22 protein-coding genes and 1 pseudogene are annotated in these 22,195 nt (G+C 54.4%); 5 read left to right on the top strand and 18 right to left on the bottom strand.

What is annotated here, in order from left to right:
• Nucleotides 1-863: pseudogene (maeA, locus tag FDX01_RS23895) on the bottom strand (malate dehydrogenase); the annotation flags it as partial.
• A 179-nt stretch (nucleotides 864-1,042) separates the two neighbouring features.
• The gene (sra, locus tag FDX01_RS16070; protein ID WP_096757036.1) at nucleotides 1,043-1,183 is read right to left on the bottom strand and encodes a stationary-phase-induced ribosome-associated protein; all 141 of its coding nucleotides are present in this window, start codon (nucleotides 1,181-1,183) and stop codon (nucleotides 1,043-1,045) included.
• A gap of 228 nt (nucleotides 1,184-1,411) precedes the next feature.
• On the opposite strand from sra, the gene FDX01_RS16065 reads away from it, so the two are divergent.
• Nucleotides 1,412-1,843, top strand: a complete 432-nt coding sequence (locus FDX01_RS16065; RefSeq protein WP_096757037.1) for an OsmC family protein — start codon at nucleotides 1,412-1,414, stop codon at nucleotides 1,841-1,843.
• A 42-nt stretch (nucleotides 1,844-1,885) separates the two neighbouring features.
• Here the strand turns inward: FDX01_RS16065 and FDX01_RS16060 are convergent, their stop codons facing one another.
• From FDX01_RS16060 to FDX01_RS16035, 6 genes are read right to left on the bottom strand one after another with little or no spacing between them, the layout of a single operon-like run.
• Nucleotides 1,886-2,656 (bottom strand): 3-hydroxybutyrate dehydrogenase, encoded by a 771-nt coding sequence (locus FDX01_RS16060; protein ID WP_096757038.1) that lies wholly within the window; start codon nucleotides 2,654-2,656, stop codon nucleotides 1,886-1,888.
• An 11-nt stretch (nucleotides 2,657-2,667) separates the two neighbouring features.
• The gene (locus FDX01_RS16055) at nucleotides 2,668-4,062 is read right to left on the bottom strand and encodes a GntP family permease (protein WP_212734014.1); all 1,395 of its coding nucleotides are present in this window, start codon (nucleotides 4,060-4,062) and stop codon (nucleotides 2,668-2,670) included.
• 43 nt (nucleotides 4,063-4,105) lie between these two features.
• Nucleotides 4,106-5,029, bottom strand: coding sequence for a 3-hydroxyacyl-CoA dehydrogenase family protein (locus FDX01_RS16050; protein WP_137400139.1), 924 nt, complete (start codon nucleotides 5,027-5,029; stop codon nucleotides 4,106-4,108).
• Nucleotides 5,019-6,224, bottom strand: a complete 1,206-nt coding sequence (locus FDX01_RS16045; RefSeq protein ID WP_137400138.1) for an acetyl-CoA C-acetyltransferase — start codon at nucleotides 6,222-6,224, stop codon at nucleotides 5,019-5,021. The genes FDX01_RS16050 and FDX01_RS16045 overlap by 11 nt, the downstream gene beginning before the upstream one ends.
• A 10-nt stretch (nucleotides 6,225-6,234) precedes the next feature.
• The gene (locus FDX01_RS16040; protein ID WP_115258492.1) at nucleotides 6,235-6,891 is read right to left on the bottom strand and encodes a CoA transferase subunit B; all 657 of its coding nucleotides are present in this window, start codon (nucleotides 6,889-6,891) and stop codon (nucleotides 6,235-6,237) included.
• Between the two features lie 2 nt (nucleotides 6,892-6,893).
• Nucleotides 6,894-7,601 (bottom strand): CoA transferase subunit A, encoded by a 708-nt coding sequence (locus tag FDX01_RS16035; RefSeq protein WP_096757043.1) that lies wholly within the window; start codon nucleotides 7,599-7,601, stop codon nucleotides 6,894-6,896.
• A 142-nt stretch (nucleotides 7,602-7,743) separates the two neighbouring features.
• Between FDX01_RS16035 and FDX01_RS16030 the strand changes: the two genes are divergently transcribed.
• Nucleotides 7,744-8,634, top strand: coding sequence for a LysR family transcriptional regulator (locus FDX01_RS16030; protein WP_096757044.1), 891 nt, complete (start codon nucleotides 7,744-7,746; stop codon nucleotides 8,632-8,634).
• A 27-nt stretch (nucleotides 8,635-8,661) separates the two neighbouring features.
• Here the strand turns inward: FDX01_RS16030 and FDX01_RS16025 are convergent, their stop codons facing one another.
• The 7 genes from FDX01_RS16025 to FDX01_RS15995 are packed head-to-tail and all read right to left on the bottom strand — an operon-like array spanning nucleotide 8,662 to nucleotide 15,587.
• Entirely contained in the window at nucleotides 8,662-9,600 is a 939-nt protein-coding gene (locus FDX01_RS16025; protein WP_137400137.1) for an ABC transporter ATP-binding protein, read from the bottom strand.
• Nucleotides 9,593-10,579, bottom strand: coding sequence for an ABC transporter ATP-binding protein (locus FDX01_RS16020; RefSeq protein WP_137400136.1), 987 nt, complete (start codon nucleotides 10,577-10,579; stop codon nucleotides 9,593-9,595). Before FDX01_RS16020 ends, FDX01_RS16025 begins: the two co-directional genes overlap by 8 nt.
• A complete protein-coding gene (ddpC, locus tag FDX01_RS16015; protein WP_096757047.1) occupies nucleotides 10,576-11,472 on the bottom strand; it encodes a D,D-dipeptide ABC transporter permease in 897 nt (298 codons plus the stop codon). The genes FDX01_RS16020 and ddpC overlap by 4 nt, the downstream gene beginning before the upstream one ends.
• A complete protein-coding gene (locus FDX01_RS16010) occupies nucleotides 11,469-12,491 on the bottom strand; it encodes an ABC transporter permease (protein WP_115258496.1) in 1,023 nt (340 codons plus the stop codon). Before FDX01_RS16010 ends, ddpC begins: the two co-directional genes overlap by 4 nt.
• 48 nt (nucleotides 12,492-12,539) lie before the next feature.
• A complete protein-coding gene (locus FDX01_RS16005; RefSeq protein ID WP_137400135.1) occupies nucleotides 12,540-14,102 on the bottom strand; it encodes an ABC transporter substrate-binding protein in 1,563 nt (520 codons plus the stop codon).
• A gap of 16 nt (nucleotides 14,103-14,118) precedes the next feature.
• The gene (gene ddpX, locus FDX01_RS16000) at nucleotides 14,119-14,706 is read right to left on the bottom strand and encodes a D-alanyl-D-alanine dipeptidase (RefSeq protein WP_096757050.1); all 588 of its coding nucleotides are present in this window, start codon (nucleotides 14,704-14,706) and stop codon (nucleotides 14,119-14,121) included.
• A gap of 14 nt (nucleotides 14,707-14,720) precedes the next feature.
• Nucleotides 14,721-15,587, bottom strand: a complete 867-nt coding sequence (locus FDX01_RS15995) for a MurR/RpiR family transcriptional regulator (RefSeq protein ID WP_117342793.1) — start codon at nucleotides 15,585-15,587, stop codon at nucleotides 14,721-14,723.
• Between the two features lie 400 nt (nucleotides 15,588-15,987).
• Here FDX01_RS15995 and hdeB point away from each other — a divergent pair, with 400 nt between their 5' ends.
• A complete protein-coding gene (gene hdeB, locus FDX01_RS15990) occupies nucleotides 15,988-16,317 on the top strand; it encodes an acid-activated periplasmic chaperone HdeB (RefSeq protein ID WP_115258498.1) in 330 nt (109 codons plus the stop codon).
• Nucleotides 16,318-16,473: 156 nt separating this feature from the next.
• The gene (locus tag FDX01_RS15985; RefSeq protein WP_137400134.1) at nucleotides 16,474-18,417 is read left to right on the top strand and encodes a methyl-accepting chemotaxis protein; all 1,944 of its coding nucleotides are present in this window, start codon (nucleotides 16,474-16,476) and stop codon (nucleotides 18,415-18,417) included.
• Nucleotides 18,418-18,465: 48 nt separating this feature from the next.
• Here the strand turns inward: FDX01_RS15985 and FDX01_RS15980 are convergent, their stop codons facing one another.
• A complete protein-coding gene (locus tag FDX01_RS15980; protein ID WP_115259944.1) occupies nucleotides 18,466-19,605 on the bottom strand; it encodes an HlyD family secretion protein in 1,140 nt (379 codons plus the stop codon).
• A 2-nt stretch (nucleotides 19,606-19,607) separates the two neighbouring features.
• Nucleotides 19,608-19,946: a DUF3302 domain-containing protein gene (locus tag FDX01_RS15975; protein ID WP_096757054.1), complete on the bottom strand. Its 339-nt coding sequence runs from the start codon at nucleotides 19,944-19,946 to the stop codon at nucleotides 19,608-19,610.
• Nucleotides 19,947-20,144: 198 nt separating this feature from the next.
• On the opposite strand from FDX01_RS15975, the gene FDX01_RS15970 reads away from it, so the two are divergent.
• On the top strand, nucleotides 20,145-20,783 hold the full coding sequence (locus FDX01_RS15970) for a helix-turn-helix domain-containing protein (RefSeq protein ID WP_135912040.1): 639 nt from the start codon (nucleotides 20,145-20,147) through the stop codon (nucleotides 20,781-20,783).
• Nucleotides 20,784-20,823: 40 nt separating this feature from the next.
• On the opposite strand, the gene FDX01_RS15965 is transcribed toward FDX01_RS15970, so the two are convergent.
• The gene (locus tag FDX01_RS15965) at nucleotides 20,824-22,191 is read right to left on the bottom strand and encodes a glycoside hydrolase family 10 protein (protein ID WP_137400133.1); all 1,368 of its coding nucleotides are present in this window, start codon (nucleotides 22,189-22,191) and stop codon (nucleotides 20,824-20,826) included.
• Nucleotides 22,192-22,195: the final 4 nt, after the last annotated feature.

Genomic DNA, 22,195 nt, shown 5'->3' with positions numbered 1-22,195 from the left:
GCGCGGCTGGCCGCAATCAGCGTCCCGACGGTAACCGCCGCCGTGCCCTGAATATCGTCATTAAACGAGCAAATTTCATCACGATAGCGGGTCAGCAACGGCATGGCGTTTTTCTGCGCGAAGTCTTCAAACTGCAGCAGCACTTCGGGCCAGCGATGTTTCACCGCCTGGATGAACTCATCAACAAATTCGTAGTATTCATCGTCGGTGATGCGCGGATTACGCCAGCCCATATACAGCGGATCGTTCAGCAACTGCTGATTGTTGGTACCGACATCCAGCACTACCGGCAGGGTATAGGCCGGGCTGATGCCGCCACAGGCGGTGTACAGCGACAGTTTGCCGATAGGAATGCCCATCCCGCCGATCCCCTGGTCGCCAAGACCCAGAATACGTTCACCGTCGGTCACGACGATAACTTTGATATTGTGGTTCGGGACGTTTTGCAGGATATCGTCCATGTTATGGCGGTTCTGGTAGGAGATAAACACGCCGCGCGCGCGACGATAAATCTCGGAGAAACGCTCACAGGCGGCACCCACCGTCGGGGTATAGATAACCGGCATCATCTCATCAAGATGGTTTTGTACCAGTCGGTAAAACAGGGTTTCGTTGGTATCCTGAATGTTGCGCAGGTAGATATGTTTGTCGATTTCCGTTTTGAATCCCTGATATTGGATCCAGGCGCGTTCGGCCTGCTCTTCAATCGTCTCGACCACTTCCGGCAGTAACCCCAGCAGGTTGAAGTTACGGCGTTCTTCCACACTGAAAGCACTCCCTTTGTTCAGTAAGGGAAATTCCAGCAGTACCGGGCCAGCGTAAGGGATGTAAAGGGAACGCAGTTTGTTAGTTTCGTTTTCCATGTCACTCACTCTTTTTTGAATAACCCTCCCTGGCACTGTTTATGATCGTAGGTTGCCTTCCGCCAGGGAAACGGCCGAAGTATAAAGCATTGTGAATGGGTTAAGGGGTTTTATAAGCAAAAACACCACTGCGGTTGCAATGGTGTATATCATCATTATTCAGTATAACGTGCGGGGTATTACTTGGCGTCAGCGCGGCGTTTTCTTCCGGTAGGGTTGTTGACCACGCTGGTTTTGTCGCCTTCGGTTACGGTTTTACGTTGATTGGAGATTTTGTGGTCCAGTCCGAGAACATGACGGGCCTGACGGTTCGATTTCATTCTAACTCCTTAATCCTGTTACTGGTTTCAAGGGCGAGCCCGCGTAAGCGCGGACGAAATACAACCTGATTAACAGCCGGTGTCTAAAATAACGGCTTTCTGGATGGTCGGTCATTTCATCTGAAAGGTCAATGCTTAAGCAGTTAATACAGAACTATCCAATATGCGTCATGTGTTTCCCTCAGCGTCCTATACTTGTTACTCCGACGACAACACAGGAGAGCGGTAATGACTATCCATAAGAAAGGTCAGGCACACTGGGAAGGCGACATTAAACGCGGTAAAGGGACCGTGTCGACCGAAAGTGGCGTGTTGAACCAGCAGCCGTATGGGTTTAATACGCGATTTGAAGGTGCTAAAGGCACCAATCCTGAAGAGTTGATTGGCGCGGCTCATGCGGCCTGCTTCTCGATGGCGCTTTCGTTAATGCTGGGTGAGGCGGGCTTCACGCCAGACGCCATTGATACCACTGCCGATGTTTCTCTGGATAAGGTGGATGCGGGTTTTGCCATCACCAAAGTGGCGCTACACAGTGACGTTTCCGTGCCCGGCATTGATGCCGCAACCTTTGACGGTATTATCCAGAAAGCGAAAGCCGGATGTCCGGTGTCACAGGTTCTGAACGCGGAAATTACGCTGGATTACCAGCTGAAGTCTTAACGATGATGTGCCGGATGCGAGAGCGCATCCGGCTGACATAACTTACTGCGCCACCCAACCGCCGTCCATATTCCACGCCACACCGCGCACCTGCGCCGCACCGTCTGAACATAAGAACAGCGCCAGCTCTCCCAGTTGTTCCGGGGTGACAAACTCGCGTGACGGTTGCTTCTCCGCGAGCAGAGCATCGCGCGCAACATCCGGCGCGGTGCCCTCGGCAATGCGCTTGTCGATCTGCTGTTGTACCAGCGGCGTCAGCACCCAGCCGGGACACAGTGCGTTACAGGTTATGCCGGTCTGCGCTGTCTCAAGTGCGGTGGTCTTGGTTAGCCCCACCACGCCGTGTTTAGCCGCGACATAGGCCGATTTTTCTTTTGACGCCACCAGCCCGTGCACAGAGGCGATATTAATGATGCGACCCCAGTTGCGTTGACGCATGCCGGGCAGCGCCAGACGGGTAGTGTGAAAAACGGAGGACAGATTAATCGCGATGATCGCATTCCATTTATCGACCGGGAACGTCTCCAGCGGTGAAACATGCTGGATCCCGGCGTTGTTGACCAGAATATCCACGCCGCCGAACTCGCTGTCGGCGTAGCGCATCATCTCGGTAATTTGCGCTGCATCGCTGAGATCCGCCCCGTGATACCCCGGTGTTTTGCCATACTTCGCCACGGCATCTTTTGCCGCCTCAGCATCACCAAAGCCGTTAAGAATCAGAGTGGCGCCGGCTTTCGCCAGCACCTGCGCAATGCCTAATCCAATACCGCTGGTGGAGCCGGTAACCAGGGCCACTTTTCCCGTTAAGTTCATGATGATTCTCCTTAAACAATTCCGGTGGTGTAGAAGACGCCGATCACAAACAGAACGGCCAGACTTTTGATTATGGTGATGGCGAAGATCCCGCCATATGCCTGACGGTGACTGAGACCGGTGATGGCCAGCAGCGTGATTACCGCCCCGTTATGCGGCAGAGTATCCATGCCACCACTGGCCATAGAGGCCACGCGGTGAAAGACTTCCAGTGGAATGTTGGCGGCATGTGCGGCGGCGATAAAGGTGTCGGACATTGCCGCCAGCGCAATACTCATCCCGCCGGATGCTGAACCGGTGATCCCGGCCAGAGTGGTGATGCTGATGGCTTCGTTGAGCAACGGGTCGGGAATGGCCGCTAGCGCTTTTGACAGCACCAGGAAGCCCGGCAACGCGGCGATCACTGCGCCAAAACCGTATTCTGAAGCGGTATTCATTGCCGCGAGGATCGCACCGCCCACCGCCGTTCGGCTGCCTTCCGCCAGGCGACCTTTTATATTGCGAAAACCAAAAATCACGACCAGCAGGATCCCGGTAATCAGCGCGGCTTCCACCGCCCAGATAGCGGTAATTTTGCCGACTTCAGTGGTGATCGGTTTGGCAAGACCCGGTAGCTCCAGTTGATGCGTCGAGCCATAAAACACCGGGATCCAGCGGGTGAACAACAGGTTAAACACCCCCACCAGAATCAGCGGCGAAATCGCAATAATCGGGTTTGGCAGATTAATATTATCCGGCGTTTCCGGTTCGTTAAGCAGTTCGGTGCCATAGCCCTCGTTCTTTGCCTGCGCTTTTCGGCGCTGACGCTCAAGGTAAATCAAGCCGACAAAGATAATAAACAGCGAGCCTATCAGCCCCAGCCAGGGCGCGGCCCAGGCGTTGGTGCCAAAGAAGCTGGTCGGGATAATGTTCTGGATCTGCGGTGTACCGGGCAGTGCATCCATGGTGAAAGAGAAGGCGCCCAGCGCTACGGTTGCCGGGATCAGTCGCTTAGGAATGTTGCTCTGACGGAACAGCTCTGCGGCAAACGGATACACCGCAAACGCCACCACGAACAGCGAGACACCGCCGTAAGTCAGCAGCGCGCACACCAGTACGATCACCGGAATGGCGTGACGCCGCCCGAGGATGTTGATGGCGGCGGCGACGATTGAACGGGAAAAACCCGATAATTCGATTAACTTGCCAAACACTGCACCCAGTAAGAACACCGGGAAGTACAGCTTCACAAAACCGACCATTTTCTCCATAAACAGGCCGGTAAAGGCAGGACCGACGGCGCTGGGTTCAGTCAGCAAAACAGCACCTAATGCCGCGATGGGGGCAAACAGGATGACGCTGTATCCGCGATAGGCTGCCAGCATCAGCAGGCCCAGCGCGGCCAGGGCGATTAATACACTCATCATGACTCCTCAATATCATTGTTATAGTGGGGTACAGAAAGAGAAGTTACGGTTTCAGGGCAAAACGCAGCTGATGCTCTCTGCGTTGCTGGATGTATTCCTTGCGCGAATCATCCCAGTGATAAAACCCCTGACCACTGCGTAATCCGGTTTCACCGCGAGCAACCTTGTCGGCGACCAGCGACATCATGTCGCTGCCGGTGGCGAGTGTTGGAAGCAGATGGCGACAAATATCCTGCACCGTGGCAAGTCCGGTCATGTCCGCCGCTTCCAGCGGGCCGACCATCGCGTAACGGCGGCCCAGCGACGCACGCATCACCTGGTCTACCACCTCGGCGCTGGCAATACCGCTTTTGACGATATGCAGCGCTTCACGCAGCAGGGCAAACTGCAGGCGGTTGCCGACAAAGCCCGGTGCGGCGCGATCGAGCACCACCGCCTCAAGCTGCATCGCGACCAGCCATTGCTGCAATTCACTGAGATATTCAGGTTTGGTTGCTGTGCCCGGCACGATTTCAACCAGCGGAATAAAGTGCGGTGGATTCCAGAAATGTGCGATCAGCAACCGCTCCGGGTGCGCGAGTTTTTCCGCCAGCGCATCCGGCGGCAGGCCACTGGTGTTGCTGGCGATAATCGCTTCGGGTGAGATAACGGCTTCAAGCTGTGCGTACAGCGCATGCTTCAGCTCTAGCCGTTCCGGGATCGCTTCGATTAATAATCCAGACGCGGCGATATCCGCCAGAGAGGTTGTGCCGTGCAGTCGCGCGAGAACCGATGCTTTATCTGCGGCGGCAAACTGGTCGGTGGCAATCAGCTCGTCCAGAATACTGCTGGCAACAGCCGTTATCTCGGCAATACGGTTGCTGTCGGTATCAAACAGCCAGATAGGATGACCAAAACGGGCAAAGTGGGTCGCGATGCCGACGCCCATTAGCCCGGCGCCCAGTACGCTAATGTGATTAGTCTGCATAGGGTGCTCCTGTTGGACGTTCCACCGTTAGCGCCACGCCATGGCCACCACCCACACACAGCGTGGCCAGCCCTTTGGCCACATTGCGCCGCGCCATTTCATATAGCAAGGTAACCAGAATGCGGCAACCTGAGGTCCCGATTGGGTGGCCCAGCGCAATTGCACCGCCGTTAACGTTAACCTTGCTGCTGTCCCAATTCAGCGATTCGCCGACCGCCAGCGCCTGGGCGGCAAAGGCTTCGTTGGCTTCGATCAGATCAACGTCATCCAGCGTCCACCCGGCGCGCTTCAGGCACTTCAGCGAGGCTTCCACCGGGCCGATCCCCATAATGGCCGGATCAACGCCCGATACGGCGTAACCGGTGATTTTTGCCAACACCGGAAGGTTTAATTCAGCGGCTTTGGCGGCACTCATTACCATTACTGCCGCCGCACCGTCGTTTAGGGAAGACGCATTGCCCGCCGTCACCGTGCCGCTGCCGGGACGAAATGCCGGTTTCAACTGCGCCAGTTTTTCCGCCTGAGTCTCCGGGCGAGGTTGCTCATCACGCTCCACCACGCGCGGTGCTTTTTTCCCTTGCGGAACGCTAACTGGGGTGATTTCTGCGTTAAACCGACCGGCTTCGAGGGCGGCGGCCGCTTTTTGCTGGGAGTGCAGGGCGAAGGCATCCTGTTGCTCGCGACTGATGGCGAATTTATCCGCCAGATTTTCGGCGGTAATACCCATATGGTAGTCGTTGAACGCATCCCACAGCCCGTCATGCACCACGCTGTCTTTCAGGCTGGTATGACCCAGACGTAATCCTGCGCGGGCACCGTCGAGAAAATAGGGTGCATTGCTCATGCTTTCCTGACCGCCGGCAATCACGATGTCCGCATCGCCGCAGCGAATGGCCTGCACCGCCAGATGAACCGCTTTTAGTCCTGAACCGCACAGTAAATTGAGGGTCATCGCTGGGGTGGTTACCGGCAAACCGGCACGAATTGCCGTCTGTCTGGCCGGATTCTGCCCACAGCCGGTCGTTAAAACCTGACCTAAAATCACGTCGTCTATCTGTTCTGGTGCAACCCCGGTCTTTTCCAGCAGAGCGCGGATGACCGTTGTCCCTAACTCAACGGCAGAAAGCGGGGCAAGGGCACCATGAAAACTGCCAATTGGCGTGCGCGTTGCTGCGACAATAACAACATCCATCATGGTCAGATCCTTAGTTGAAGTGCATTTCGGGGACATGATCGGGAACGATCAGCTTGCCGGCGGTTCTGGCAACAATGTCGTCCACGCTGACGCCCGGCGCCCGTTCGCGCAGAATGAACGCGCCGTCGGCAATTTCCAGCAGCGCCAGGTCGGTCAGCACGCGCTTGATACAGGCCACGCCGGTCAAGGGCAGAGTGCAACTGGGAAGCAGTTTGGACTCACCGCTTTTCGAGGCGTGCGTCATCACAACGATGATGTTTTCAGCGCCAGCGACCAGATCCATCGCGCCGCCCATACCTTTCACCATTTTTCCGGGGATCATCCACGAGGCGATATTGCCATTGGTATCCACTTCAAATGCGCCAAGAACCGTCAGGTCGACGTGGCCGCCGCGGATCATGGCGAAGGATTGTGCGGAGTCGAAAATTGCCGCGCCTTTACGCGCCGTCACTGTTTGCTTACCGGCGTTGATCATGTCGGCATCAATGTCGTCCTCGGTAGGGAACGGCCCCATACCAAGCAAGCCGTTCTCTGATTGCAGCATCACGTCCATGCCGTCGGGGATATAATTGGCCACCAGGGTCGGGATACCGATACCGAGATTGACGTAATAACCGTCGCGCAGCTCGCGAGCGACACGCATCGCCATTTGTTCACGCGTTAACATGGTCAGGCTCCTTGATGGCGTAGGGTGCGTTGTTCAATACGTTTTTCGAACTGCCCCTGAATAATGCGATTGACGAAAATTCCGGGGGTGTGAATAGCGGCGGGATCCAGCTCGCCGGGAGGGACAATTTCTTCCACTTCGACTACCGTGATGCGTCCGGCTGCTGCCATCAGTGGGTTAAAGTTTTGTGCGGTATGGCGGTAGATGACGTTGCCGTACCAGTCGGCTTTCCAGCCTTTGACCAGCGCGAAATCACCGGTAATCGCCTGCTCCATGATGTAAGGCCGGCCGGCAAACTCGCGCACCTCTTTGCCTTCGGCGACGGGGGTACCGTACCCGGTGGCGGTGAAGAAGGCGGGAATGCCCGCTCCACCGGCTCGTAGCTGCTCTGCCAGCGTGCCCTGTGGCGTCAGAATGGCTTCCAGCTCTCCGCTCAGCACCTGCTTTTCGAACAGGGCATTTTCACCGACATAGGACGCCACCACTTTGCGTACCTGGCGTGCTTCCAGCAGCACGCCGAGGCCAAACCCGTCCACGCCGCAGTTGTTCGACACCACGGTCAGTCCCTGAACGTTCCGACGGCGCACTTCTGCAATCAAATTCTCAGGAATACCGCATAAGCCAAAACCGCCTGCCAGCAGTGTCATGTTGTCAGTCAGCCCTTCCAACGCCTGTTGATACGTGGCGACCCGTTTATCCAGTCCAGCCATACACTTGCCCCTCCAGTTGTTCCTGGCGACATCATTAGGGGTGAAAAATGATTTGTTAATTTTAAATTTGTGACTCACTCATTGGGTTTTTTTATCAATTTAATGTTAATTAAAGGTATTCAACAAGTTAAAGGAATGAGTAATGAGAATGAGCATCAAACAGTTACGCGCGTTTTTAGCGGTAGCTCACACTCTGAATTTTGCTCATGCCAGTGAACGGCTGAATATGTCGCAACCCGCGTTAAGCCTGGCGATCAAAGGACTGGAAGAGTCGTTAGGGGGCGCTTTACTGTTAAGAACCACCCGCAAGGTGACCCTGACGCAGGAGGGCGAAACGCTGCTGACCATGGGGCGACAGCTGCTTGCCGACTGGGAAAATACCGAAGAAGCCATGCGCCAGCGCTTTACACTGCAACGTGGCAAAATTTCGATTGCTGCGATGCCGTCATTTGCCGCGAATGTGCTGCCGCCGGTGCTCAAGACCTTTCGCGACAGCTATGCCGGTGTCAATGTCACGGTGCACGACGTAATTAACGAGCAGGTGATTGAAATGGTCAGCGAAGGGCGGGTCGAGATGGGGATTGCCTTTGAACCGGACTACTCCGGACACCTGCATTTTACCCCGCTCGGGATGGATCGTTTTATCGCCATCGTCCCTCCGACCAGTCGTCTGGCTGGCCGGGAACGCATCGCATGGAAGGACTTGCTGACGCTGGATTTTATTACCTTGCAACGTCCCTCTGCCGTACGTCTGATGCTGGAAGAGCAACTGGTACAAAGCGGCCATGCGCTGGAAGTGGCGCTGGAGAGTCACCAGTTGGTGACCATTGGACGCCTGGTGGCGAATGGTTTAGGCGGCAGTGCCGTGCCTGCATTGTGCCGCACCCAGATGACCGAACTTGGCGCAACTTGTATTGAGCTGGACGGCCCGGTTATCCAGCGTCGTATTGGGATCCTGCGTTCCTCGCATCATAAGTTGTCGACTGCATCCGAAATGTTGGTGGATGCGCTGAAAAAGGCATATTGCGCCTGATACACCAGGCACACTACGCCCGTGAGGTCAGATTTCGCTAACTGCCCGCCAGCAGCGGACTTCACTCCCGGTCTCGTTGTTCAATAATGCCTGTTTCTTCTCACATCCCTGAGTCGCCAGTGGGCAGCGATCGCGGAAATAACATCCCTGCGGTAGGGTTCGATTCCCCGGCAACTCGGTTTTACGTAACACCAGATCTTCCGCCAGCGGTGCACCGGTTTTAGGGACCGAGTCCAGCAACAGACGTGTATAGGGGTGCGCGGGAGAGGTTAATACCCGCTGCGTGTCACCCAGCTCGACGATTTGCCCGAGGTACATTACCGCCACGCGGTCGCTCATATGCCGCACGACCGACACGTTATGCGAGATCAGCACATAGGTCAGGTTTCTGCGTGCCTGTAGCGCCACCAACAGGTTGAGGATTTGCGCCTGTACGGAAATATCCAGCGCCGAGGTGGGTTCATCAAGCACAATCACATCCGGCTCAGAGGACAACGCGCGGGCAATGGCAATGCGCTGGCGCTGCCCGCCGGAAAACGCGTGCGGCAGGCGGTCAAGGTATTCCGGACGAATCCCCACGTGTAACGCCAGCTCTTCCGCAAGGGCGCGGCGGTGACGTTCGGCGCTGCGCTTTTGGATCCACACCGGTTCGGTAATGATCCGCCACACCGGTAAGCGCGGATCCAACGACGAGAGTGGGTCCTGAAAGACCATTTGCATGCCGCTGTGTTTTTCTGTGCCGCGAGCGTATTGCCCCTGACTCGGCCTGAGCATCCCCATGAGCAGTTGAGCCAGCGTACTTTTGCCACAGCCAGACTCACCAACGATACCTAATGTTTCCCCCTGGCGAATCTGTAAATCTAACCCGTTGAGCGCGTGCACGCGCTCGGTGACCTTGCCAAGCCAGTTTTTTCGGGCCGGGAAGTTGACATGTATATCCTGAAGCGACAGCAAAATGTCAGTCATGACGAGTCTCCAGTTGGGGATACCAGCAGGCGGACTGCTGATCCGCATGCCCCTGACTGCGTAATGCCGGGACCGCGTCACACTGTGTCCCGGCCGCATAACAGCGTTCGCGGAATGCACATCCGGCAGGCAATTGGGTTAAGTTCGGCACGGTACCCGGGATTGCGGGCAGCGGCGCGCGGGGCTCTCCGTGTTCTGGCGCGCATTTCAGCAAACCAATGGAGTAGGGATGCGTCGGGTGCTGAATCACCGTCTGCGTCGGGCCGCTTTCGATCACGCTTCCGGCATACATGACATACACCCGGTCGCACAGTTGCGAAACCACTGCCATATCATGGCTGATAAACAGCACCGCCGTGCCGCTGGCCCGCGCTTTATGCTTCAGCAAGCGCAGTACCTGCAGTTGCACCGTCACATCCAGCGCGGTCGTCGGTTCATCAGCAATAATCAGCTCCGGCTCGCAGGAAAAAGCCAGCGCGATCATCACCCGCTGGCGCATACCGCCGGAAAGCTCAAACGGGAAGCGCGACATGACTTCGGCGGCGTCCGGGATTTGCATCTCCTCCAGTAAGGCGATGGCTTTTTGTCGCGCATCCGTGCGGCTGAGTAATTGATGATGGCGGATCACCTCTACCATTTGCTGGCCAATGCGCCGGGTCGGGTTTAGGGCCGTCATCGGCTCCTGAAAAATCATTGCCACGCGCGCCCCGCGCCATTTGCGCATTTGCTTCTCGCTGGCGTTCAGCACATCTTCACCGAGCAGCGACACGCGCCCCTGGTGAATGCGATAACTGCCCTCCGGCAGCAGGCGCATGGCAAGCATGGCGGTAACGGATTTCCCGGAGCCGGACTCGCCGACCACGCCGACAATCTCACCCCGGTTGATGTGCAACGAGACATGGTTCAACGCATGCACGTCAGCTTTATAACCGGGGAAGCTCAGGTGCAAATTTTCAATTTCCAGTACGGGTTGGCTCATGACTGTTTTCCTCCGGCTTTCGGGTCCAGCAGGTCACGAATACCGTCTCCAAAGAGATTGAAACCCACGGCGGTGATCAGAATGGCAGCACCGGGAAACGCACAGTACCACCACTGGTCAAGCACGTAGTTGCGGCCAATTGCCACCATGGCTCCCCATTCCGCGCTCGGTTGTTGCGCACCCAGCCCGATAAACCCCAGCGTGGCGGCCATCAGGATCGCACTGCCGATGTCCAGCGAGGCCTGCACGATCAGCGGCGGCAGCGAATTACGTAAGATATGCCAGCTAATCAGATGCCAGCGGGACGCGCCGTACGTACGGGCAGCCTGTACGTAGGTAAACTGGCGGACTACCAGGGTTTGTCCCCGGGCCAGACGTACGTAGAAAGGAATCCGCACAATCGCAATGGCCAGCATGGCGTTAAACAGGCTGGGCCCCAGCGCAGCGGCCAGCGCCATGGTCAGCACCAGCGAGGGGATCGACAGCATCACGTCCATCACGCGCATAATAATCGCGTCCGCCCGTCCGCCCATCACGCCGGACAGGCAGCCCAACAGTGAACCAATCCCACCGGCGATACCCACTACCACCAGTCCTGCTACGATCGACTGCTGGCTGCCGACCAGTACACGGCTAAACAGATCGCGTCCCACTTCATCAGTACCAAACCAGTGAGTAGCTGACGGGGGGAGCAGACGTGCGGTGAGGTCGATCGCATTGGGATCGTAAGGCGTTATCCACGGTGACAGCACCATCATCAACAACATCAGCACGATGATCGCTCCGCCAATCAGCGTCAGCGGGCTGCTTTTCATCATCCAGAACAGTTTGGCCCAGTCGCGGCGACGGTGAGCGCTCGGCGAGGTGGCGGGCGTTTCTTGTGAGAGCATCATTGTGTACCTCCGCGTCCGATGCGCGGGTCAATCCACAGGTAGAGTAAATCCACCACCAGGTTGACCAGCACATAGGCAAATGACACCACCACGGCAAATCCCATGACGGCCGGGAAGTCGAGCGCCTGTATGGAGGTGACGACCCAGGCACCCATGCCTGGCCACGCGAATACCGTTTCGGTAAGTACCGCGCCGTAGAGCAGATCGCCCAGCGCCAGCCCCAGGACGGTGATGGACGGAATGAGCGCGTTGGGCAGCGCATAACACAAAATGATGTACCAGCCCGGTAAACCGCTGGCGCGGGCAGTGCGGATGTAATCCTCGCTAAGCTGTTCGAGCATAGCGGAGCGGATCTGGCGGGCGACAATGCCAAGATGTACAAAGGCCAGCGTCAGGGACGGTAAGATCAGATGCTGGAGCGCATTGAAAAACACTTCGCCATTGCCTTCCAGCAGCGCATCTATCAGGTAAAATCCGGTAACGTGCGCCGGTGGATCCAGCCAGTCATCCAGGCGTCCACCGCCGGGTAATATTTGCAGATGACCGTAAAACAGTACGATAACCCCGAGACCAAGCCAGAACGCCGGCGTCGAAATACCGGTGATTGCCATCAGACGCACAAGGTGGTCGAGCCAGCGGTTACGCCAGACTGCGGATAAAATCCCCAGCGGGATCCCGATAATCAGCGCCAGCAGCAAGGAGCAAAAGGCCAGCTCAAGCGTGGCGGGGAAGAACACGCGCAGCTCATCCATCACCGGACGTCCGGTACGAATCGAGGTGCCTAAATCGCCCTGAAACACATCGCTGACGTAGCGAAAAAATTGCACGTACAGCGGCTGATTAAGACCCAGCTGTTGGCGAATATTCTCAACAATTTCATCACTGGCGCGATCGCCCGCCAGCAGCCGCGCGGGGTCACCCGGGATCAGGTGCGAAATAATAAAGGTGATGACGCAAACACCGGCCACCACCAGGATAAGTCCCCAGCAGCGCTGGCGTAAAATGCTCCAGAAAGTCATTGGCTTCCCCTTGCGGAGCCAATGCGGCTCCGCATAAACGTGGTGAGATTATTTACTCATGGTGGAGATGTTGAAGACCTGTTCCAGCATTGGGTTAAATACAAATCCTTTGACGTCTTTGTTCATCGCCAGCTGGTAGTTTTTCTGGAATAAATAGACGTAGGCCGCTTCATTAATCACGATGGTTTGCGCCTGCTGGTAATCGTTGGTTCTGGCCACCTGATCGGTCGTTGACAACGCGCTGCGCAGCAGCTTGTCGACCTCACTGTTTTCATAGAATGAACGGTTGCCTGGTAAGCCTTTTTTATCCGACTCAAACCAGTAGTTCATAAACATGTACGGGTCGGCGAAGTCCGGGCTCCAGTTGCCGATGGCGATGTCGTAATCACCTTTACCAACGCGGTCACGCATGGTGGCGTTGGCCAGTTTTTCCAGCTTGACCTTGATCCCCAGCTTGCCAAGACTGGCCTGGGTGGCGAGGGCAATCGGCTCCCAGTTCGGGTCGTTATCCGAGTACAGAAAGCTCAGGCTGTCTGGTTTGTTTGCGACTTTGTCCCACTCGGCTTTGGCTTTCGCTTCATCAAAGCTGTATTGCATGGCTTTTTCATCAAAGCCCCACATGCCTTCGGGGATCGGGCCGCGCATCTGCTTACCGTTGCCGCTGAGGATCCCGTTCACCATGCCCTTATAATCCGTTGACCACGAAATAGCGCGGCGTAAATCCACCTGATTGAGCGGTGCTTTACTGTTGTTCAAGTACAGGTAGGTCACGCGCAGTGACGGGTAATCTGCTACTTTGACTTTGCCTTCCTGCTTTAAGGCGGCAAGCTGATCGACGGGCAGTGCATCAGCGATGTCGATATCGCCGCGCGACAGCTGCAGGCGGCGGGAGGCGCTTTCACCGATGATTTTCACCGATACGCGCTTAAATACTGGCTTGGTGCCCGCCCAATGCGGGTTCGGCACCAGAACCAGCTGCTGTCCTTTTTGCCAGCTCTTTAACATAAAAGGACCCGAGCCCGCCGTATTCTGGGCAAGGAAACCGCGCGCATCGTCGGCGGCATGTTCTTTTAACACCGCCGGGTTGATTATTGACGCGCCGTCATTCGCCAGCGTGTACAGGAAAGGCGCGAACGGCTGGCTGAGGGTAAATTTCACCGTACTGGCATCAATGGCCTCTACCTTCAAATCTTTCGGGAACGCTTCGGCAGGTCCCTGACCAATTTTGATCAGGCGTTCAAAAGATTGCTTCACCGCCTCAGCCGTTACCGGCGTGCCATCGGCAAATTTGGCCTCGCTTTTCAGGGTGAAGGTCCACTCTTTTTGATCGTCAGACGCCTTCCAGCCGCTGGCTAAATCGCCTTCTACTTCCGTGGAGCCTTTATCACCTTCAGTTTTGTACTGCACCAGACGCTGATAAGATGGATAGGTTACCGTCCAGTCGTTGTTATCAATCGTGACGGCAGGATCGAGCGTTTGTGGATCGGCGGCTTTACCGATCACCAGCATATCCTTAGGTACCGCGGCTTGTGCAGCGGGCAGGGCTGCCGCTAATGCTAAAGCAATCAGCGCGGGGCGAAACAGCGATGTTAAGGCGTGTGTTGTCTTCATAACCAGGCTCCAGAAATTAAAGGGGGTGTGGTGTTGTTATTTGGGGGGCAGGGAAACACGCAATACAGTCATCAAGCAGGGGGTAACGAGCTGCGTCTGGTAATTCAAAATGCCACCATTCGCTGCTGATCCCGACAAAACCGCCACCGGACATAATGGCATTCAGCATCAGTCGATTACGCTGTGCGGGTGGCGCAACGGAAGGATGCCAGGCGTGGGAACGATCGTGCATTTCATCAAAATCGGCCCCCATATCGAGGACATTGCCACGTTCGTCCATCAGCGTGACGTCAATGGCCGTGCCGCGGCTGTGATTGGAGCCAATTGCGACATCGACAACGTACTGCGGATCCGGGCAGGCATTCCATAGCATCGCCTGCGCCTGCTGCGGACGATAAGCGTCGTACACCACCAGATTCAGGCCCGCCAGTTTCGCAATGCTGATGCTTTTGGCCAGTCCCGTGACCGCATCGGTGTGTAACAGGCAGCGCGCTTCCCGGTAGACGGGTGCGCCGGTAATGTTATCGCGGGTAGCGTATTTGAGATCGATATGCAGTGACGGAAAGATCACCGACAGATCGACCAGAACAGAGGTTTCTGGCATAGCACGATTCCTGTTTATTGTTCGAATTGACCAAACTGCTGTTGGAGTTGGCGATTGGTTTGCAGGCGCCCGGCGAGAGCGTCGCCCAGTTGCGCCACCACCGCGGAGAGTAATAAGTTGAACAGACAGCTGACGGGGGCAAGGGAGTCCCAGAAATGCCCGGTGTCGGTTTTCACCTGGAGTAAATCAATACCGTAGTCTCTGGCCCACGGACACCAAACATCGGTTATCAGCGCCAGCGGAATGTGGCGGTCGCGGGCGACCCGGCAATATTGTCGTGATGTTGCCGAGTAGGCGCGCATATCGGTTATCACCACATACGGCTGGTCAAACCCTGAATTCAGTGACTCAACCCAGCTTCCGGACAAGCCCTCGGAGTAACTGACTTTGGGTCGCAGGTATTCCAGATGGCTGAAAAAGGCGTTGGCAATCCCGCGGGTCGACTGAATGCCGAGGATATACACGGCCTCGGCGTGTGCCAGCTGTTGCGCAATGCGTAAAAATGTCTCGCTTTGCGCCAGTTGATAAACATGGGTAATGGCATCAATTTCCAGCAGCAGCGACTGCTGCGCCCGGTCCGGCAGACGTTGCTGCTGGTGCCAGGAATCAAGCCGTTCATTCATTCCCCACGGCTGATAGGGGATAACAGGCAGTTCGCGCAGGCTGGCTTTAGCATCTTCCAGATTGCGAAAACCCAGTTTGCGCAGATAGCGTCCAACGGTAATGCCACTGGTTCCCGTGGCCTTAGCAATGCCGTCTGCAGTTTCAAACGGGATCTGCGCAGCGTGTGCTAACAGCCAACCGGCAACACGCTTTTCACTCGGCGTAAGCTGGCTGAAGGTATGTTCTACGCGGGCGAATAATTCAGGTTTTGATGTCATTACCGTCTCGCTGTTAGTTGCCTGTCAGATGCCGTGTCGTTGTTACTGGATTAACAATGCAGGACGCGTGCCATGTCTGCGCCCCCGGTTTACTGGCGCCACTTGTTAAATAATGCGTAATTTTATTAACCAATGATCAACATTTGTGCAGCGTAGTTCAGTTTTGGTGCAACGGTAGGGAAAGCGGGGTATGAATCGGTGGATTTCGTCGGGACGATCACATTGTGAGCGATATTTTCCCCACTGACATCAGAATTGGTAACCCGAAATATAAATTTCAGCCATATCAACGACCATCATCTTTATTCTTTTAATAGTAGGGGTATTATTTTTCCCGAGCTACATTAACGGTTTAAAGCGCAAGTGTAGATATTATCTATATTATAAATGGAGTACTACAATGAATAAATTCTCCCTTTCTACCGCAGGTATTCTGGTTGCCGCGTTGTTAACCAGTGTCAGCGTCAATGCAGCAACTGAGACCACAAAAACTGAAGTGACGCCTAAAGGAATGAGCTGCCAGGAGTTTATTGATTTGAACCCACAAACCATGGCGCCGGTTGCCTTCTGGGTGCTGAACGAAGATGAAGACTTCAAAGGGGGTGACTACGTAGACTATAACGAAACGATCACTACTGCGGTTCCCCTGACCATTGAAATGTGCAAAAAAAATCCACAGAGTGAATTAAGTAAAATAAAAGCTGAGATCAAAAAAGAATTATCTAAATAAGATTAAACACTTATTAAAACCCAGCCACAGTGCTGGGTTTTGCTATACGTGACAGTGTCACATATATATTTTCACATCCTCTGATAAATCATCATAAAGATATAAACACCCGTGCCGATACTGCTTAAAAGTTAGCCTTTTGCAGAAGGAGTTTGTATGGCCTGGTATCCTACTCGTATTTCCACGCGTTTAACCATTGGCGGCATTCTGCTGCTTGCCGTCACCACCCTGGTGATTGTCGCGATTATGCTCTGGCGCGGTCAGCCCAGGGTTGTTGAGATCAATACCGCCCTGATCGAAGAGACGGGGCAAGGGTTAACCCGCCAACTGAGTACCGTGTTATCGCGTATTGAGGGCGAGACCGTTAGTCTGTCACGTCTGGCTGAAGTATTACCTAACGATGAATCCCTGTACCAAAGCGTGGTGCCGCACCTGATTGGCGAGGATAAGAATTCGATTATTACCGGCGGCGGGATCTGGCCGGAGCCAAATGCTTTCACTCCGGGCGTGGAGAAGCGCAGCTTTTTCTGGGCGCGTAACGCGGAGGGGAAACTGGATTTTTCCAACGACTATAACGCCGAAGGTTCAAATGGCTATCACAACGAAAGCTGGTATCAGCATGCCAAAGGGCATTCTCAGAACAGTTGTTTGTGGTCTGATGTTTATCAGGATGCCAGTTCTGGCGTCAATATGGTGACCTGCAGTATCCCATACCTGCACTCGGGCACGTTTGCCGGAGTAGCGACCACCGATATTCGTCTGGATAACGTCGCGACCTTTATGCAGCAGCAGGGCAACAGCACCGGTGGCTATGCGTTTGTGGTCGATAAACAGGGACAAATCCTGTACTTCCCGCAGGCCGATAACGCAAAACAGAAAACATTTAGCGATCTGTCCCGCACTGCGCAATGGCTGGCTCCGGTCGAAAATGGCCTGAAGTCGCTTCGCGTTGCCGACGGGGTGAAAACCATTACGCTGGAAAACGATGGCGTGCTGAATACACCGTCGCGAGTGATGCTGTTCCCGATGGCGAACACCGGCTGGGTGGTGGGCCTGGTCACGCCAGAATCACGCATTGTTGGCCTTGCAAAAGTGATGATGCAGGACGTCCTGGAAGTGTTGATCCCGATTATGACGGTTCTGCTGGTGGGCTCCTGGCTGGTGGTGCGCAGACTGATCTCGCGTCTGGACGATACGCGTCGCGCTCTGGATGATATTGCGCAGGGCGAAGGTGATTTGACCCGTCGTCTCGATGTCCGCGGCAAAGATGAGATTTCAGCCATCGCGGAGGCGTTTAATCTGTTTGTCGATAAAATCGCGGCCATCCTGATTACCGTCAGAAGCAGCAGCGTGGTGGTCGCCAATAACGCGGTCAGCCTGGCAGACAGCAATATGGAGCTCTCTTCACGGGTGACGCAGCAGGCAGCGGCGCTGGAAGAAAGTTCAGCGGCGATGGAACAGTTAAATGCGACCGTTCATCAAAATGCGAGCAATACGCAGCTGGCAGATGAGTTATCCGACAATACCGCGCAAACGGCCAACCGCTGCGGCGATGTGATGCAGGGGGTGATCTCCACCATGGATAACGTCAGCGGCTCATCCGGCAGAATGGTAGAAATTGTCGCGGTGATTGACAGTATTGCTTTCCAGACCAACATTCTGGCCCTGAACGCTGCCGTTGAGGCCGCTCGCGCGGGCGATGCGGGGAGAGGATTTGCCGTTGTCGCCTCTGAAGTTCGTACGCTGGCACAGCGCAGCGCTACGGCCGCTCAGGAAATCAAAGCGCTGATTGATGAGTCGGTGTCTCATGTGGGCAGCAGCAGTCAGCAAATTCACACTGCCGGCGAACGGCTGGAAGAACTGGTCAGCAATGTGCGCCAGGTACGCCAGTTGATGGGTGAAATTCGCGTAGCGGGGGAAGAACAACGCAAAGGTGTTTCAGAAGTCACGCTGGCGGTAACTGAAATGGACAGCACCGTGCAGCAGAATGCGTCGTTAATCGATGACGCTGCCGCACGTACCCAGGTGCTTAAAGAAGAGGCCGAGCAGTTAGCGCTGCTGGTTTCGACATTCAAATTGCCTGAACCAGCCGCGGCCTGATTCCGTAAAACTGGTATTCGGGCGCAACGTCTGCGCCCGAATACGCCATTAGTGATCCAGATACAGGTAGTGCATCCAACTGGTCATACGCAACAGTATTTTTCGCAGCAACGACAAGGCTTCAAAATGGTGTGCGGAATAGACCGCAACCTGCGCGGCCACGCCATCTGGCAACTGCTGTTCCGCCTGATTCTCACCGACATCAATGCTCACAAGCACTTTGTTGCTTCCTGGCGCCATATTCAGTGATTGTAACGTGCCCTGGGCGTAATAGGCTCCGGTAGGGATTACCGGGGCCACGTTCACCACTTTTCCTTCGATCACCTGTCCCGGCAACCCGTTAAAAACAATCTCTGCATCGTCGCCAACATTAAGACGTAAAATAGCGTTCTGACGGAAAGCCGCCACAATTTGATTCTTATGGGCAGGAATAAATACCATCACCGGTTTAAAAGGGAGCCTCGAGGCATAGGTTCCGGGCCGCACCAGGAGTTGACTGATATAACCGTCACTTGGAGCACGAACAATCGTTTGTTCATAATTGAATCGCGCCTCATCAATTTGTGCCTGTAAACTGGCAATCTGTGAATTTTGACCATTAATACTGCTGTCGAGTTCTTTTTGAATGCTGTTCAATTCAGCATGGGCGGCATCCATCGCCGCATCCTGCGCCAGATAATCCTGACGCGCGGTATCAATATCATTGGCAGTAAAGGGATTAACCTTAGCCCGACTTCCTTGCTGGTAGCGCTGATAATTTTTGTAATACTTATCGCGCTCTGCTTTCGCCTGCTCAAACTGAAGACGCGCGCTGTTGCGTTTTTCTTCCAGCGCCATAACGTCATGCTTTTCCGTGACAATGTCCGCTTCCAGTTTTTCCAGTTTGGCTTTGTAGCGGGTAGGGTCAATTTTAAACAGAATCTCACCTTTTTTGATCGGTGTATTAATTTTATCCGTGACTTCAGACACCACGCCCGTAACCTGTGGGACAACAGGAATACCCACTACCAGTTTTTGCGCATCCTCGGTATAGGGGTGGTTGTAATTCATGGTGAGAATTAACGCGCCCAGCATAACTATCCCACCAAGAACCGCTGTAGGGACTGTCCATTTATTTAACGGTACTTTAAATATCTTGAAAATGGCATAAACAATAGCGGCGTAACTTAATACTAATAATGTTTCCACGATCAATTCACCTTCGATTCCTGAACATTACCGGGTGCTATTTTTTCGAGTGTTTTCTCCAGCGAGGCGATCCGCGCGGTAAGTTCCTGCGTATCATTACGCGAGACATGACCATGCCAACCCTGTTTATCACTGTATAACGTTGCCCATATCCACAGAAATGGCCAGAGCGCATGTAGCGTAAACAGGCTTACCCAACCAGCTACATGGATCGCATCCAGATGTGGGTGATTTCTCTTTTTGGCAATTTCATAGGGAATGTCATGCAAAATCAGTACGCCATAAAAAATAACTAAGAACACGAAAATGAGCATCGCTAATGCAATATAATTGAGTACCATAAAAACTCCCGTTGTTAGCGATACATTATCGCCATATTTTTAATGGCAAAGAGTGTTAATATGTTAAAAGTATAAAATAAGACTTTCTCGAAAATTATCCGATATAAGCCAATCCAAAATTGGATTTTCCTCATTTGCTTTTTCCGTTCAGAAGGATAATTATTGAAGAGAGGCAATATAAATAATCTTGAGAACGCTATGACAAATCCCCCCGAACAATCAGGTCGCAGTGACGAACTTCTGTCGGTAAATATTTCCCGACTTTTCAATGCGTTATTACCACTTTCCGAACCACAATCCTTATATCGCAGTGGGTCTTTTATTATGGACTCGCAGGGAGAGAACGGAATTTGGCTGCTGACAGAGGGGAGAATCGTGATAAGACGTCGCATTGATGGTCTTATTCTGGCAAGCCAGCAGGCGCCGATAATGCTGGGAATGGCAGAGTTTTTTCTTCCTACCGGGCAAAATTTTTATGATATTGAGGCCGTCAGTCCTTGTACGACACACGTTATCAAGAAAACAGATTTTATGACGGTCGTGAATCGCGATCAGTTATGGGAGTCGGTAGCGGTCGTTGAAGCCTACATTATCCAGGTAATGAGCCAACGCGATCGCCTTATCACCAGCCGGAGTGCCACAGATATGGTCTGGGGACACCTCGAACTGCTGCAACAAGAACCTGAGGAGATCAGACAAAGGATCTCTGCAGCACAATACATTCGGGATCGTACTGGACTTTCGCGTAGCACGGTTATGGATACCCTTGCCAGACTCAAACGGCAGGGGGCAATCCAGCTTCAGCGCGGTCATCTGGTGTGCATCTGTATCGACTAACATCCGCCGCTTGATGCCATAGCGGCGGACAGTGGCAACATTACTGCCCCCAGCGGGTGCGGATATAGGTTACCGCATCCTGGGTTTGGGGTTGATTAAGGTAATCCTCTCTGAACAGGATCGTACCGTTGATGTGCGGTTCAGTCTCGTTCATATCGAGCTGTTTTTTCAGTTCCGGAACACCACCGTTAACCGCCCAGTCGGGCTCTTTTCTTGACGGCTCACCAACCTTATACAGCGCAACCCCGATATACAGGCGCGTGTTGGTTGACTTGACCACGTTCGCCCACCATTTTGCCAACACATCGTAACGCGCGGCATCCCGGGCAAAAGGCCAGTAAAGCTGTGGGGCGATGTAATCCAGCAGGCCCAGTTGAACCCAGCGGCGTGTATCTGCATAGGATTCATCATAGGCCGCCGCACCGCGCGTGTCGGAACCCGCCGGGTCGTGCGAACGGTTACGCCATACGCCTGCCGGGCTGACGCCGTACTCCACTTCAGGATTCAGTTTCTTGATAGTCTGCGAGACCTGCGCAATGAGCTTTTCTGTGTTATGGCGTCGCCAGTCCGCTTTCGAGGCAAATCCTTGACCATATCTTCTGAAGGTCTGACTGTCGTTAAGTGCAGAACCGGGTGATTCGGTATAGAAGTAGTCATCAAACTGCACGCCGTCGACGGGATAATTCTCAACCACTTCCGCCACGATGCTGGTTACCCAGTCCCTGACTTCAGGAATGCCCGGGTCGAGGACGAAACGCTCACCCGCCGTGCGGATCCAGTCCCGATGCAGAACAAAGACGCTGGATGGATTCTGGGACAAGGTATTATTTAATTCCGTTACCGTTCCGGGTTTGGTGTTGACAGAAACGCGATACGGATTAAACCAGGCATGGACTCTCATCCCACGCTTATGGGCTTCGTCGAGCATAAACTGCAGCGGATCGTAACCCGGATCTTCACCAATTTTGCCCGTCAGGGTATCTGACCACGGCAAAATTTTGGATTGCCATAGCGCGGTGGCATCTGGCTTGACCTGGAAAAACACGGTGTTGATCCCAAGACGCTTAAGATTATCCAGCTTGTCCGTCAGCGCTTTTTTCTGCTGGCTAATGCGGATGGCGGACGAACTGCCGTTAACCGAGGAGATCGGCGGCCAGTCCAGGCGCGAAACCGTTGCCAGCCAGACACCACGCATCGGCTCCTGACTACGCTGCGGTTTGGTTAACGGCGGCTGTGGCGAGGTTTTCGGCACCGGCGGCTCGGAAGAGCAACTGCCGAGTAAAAACATGCTGCCGACGAGCACGGCGAACCATTTCACGTTGGTTATCGGCAGTATGTTGCGAGAACGGGCGACGAGATTCGCCAGCTTTTTCTGGTAATGACCTGAAATAAAACCGGGTGCAGACATCTGA

Origin of the sequence: Citrobacter sp. wls613 (assembly GCF_005281195.1) — a bacterium.
GTDB classification, from domain to species: Bacteria; Pseudomonadota; Gammaproteobacteria; order Enterobacterales; family Enterobacteriaceae; genus Citrobacter; species Citrobacter gillenii.
The sequence above is the reverse complement of the archived record's forward strand: the minus strand, read 5'-3'. Positions and strand labels throughout refer to the sequence as shown.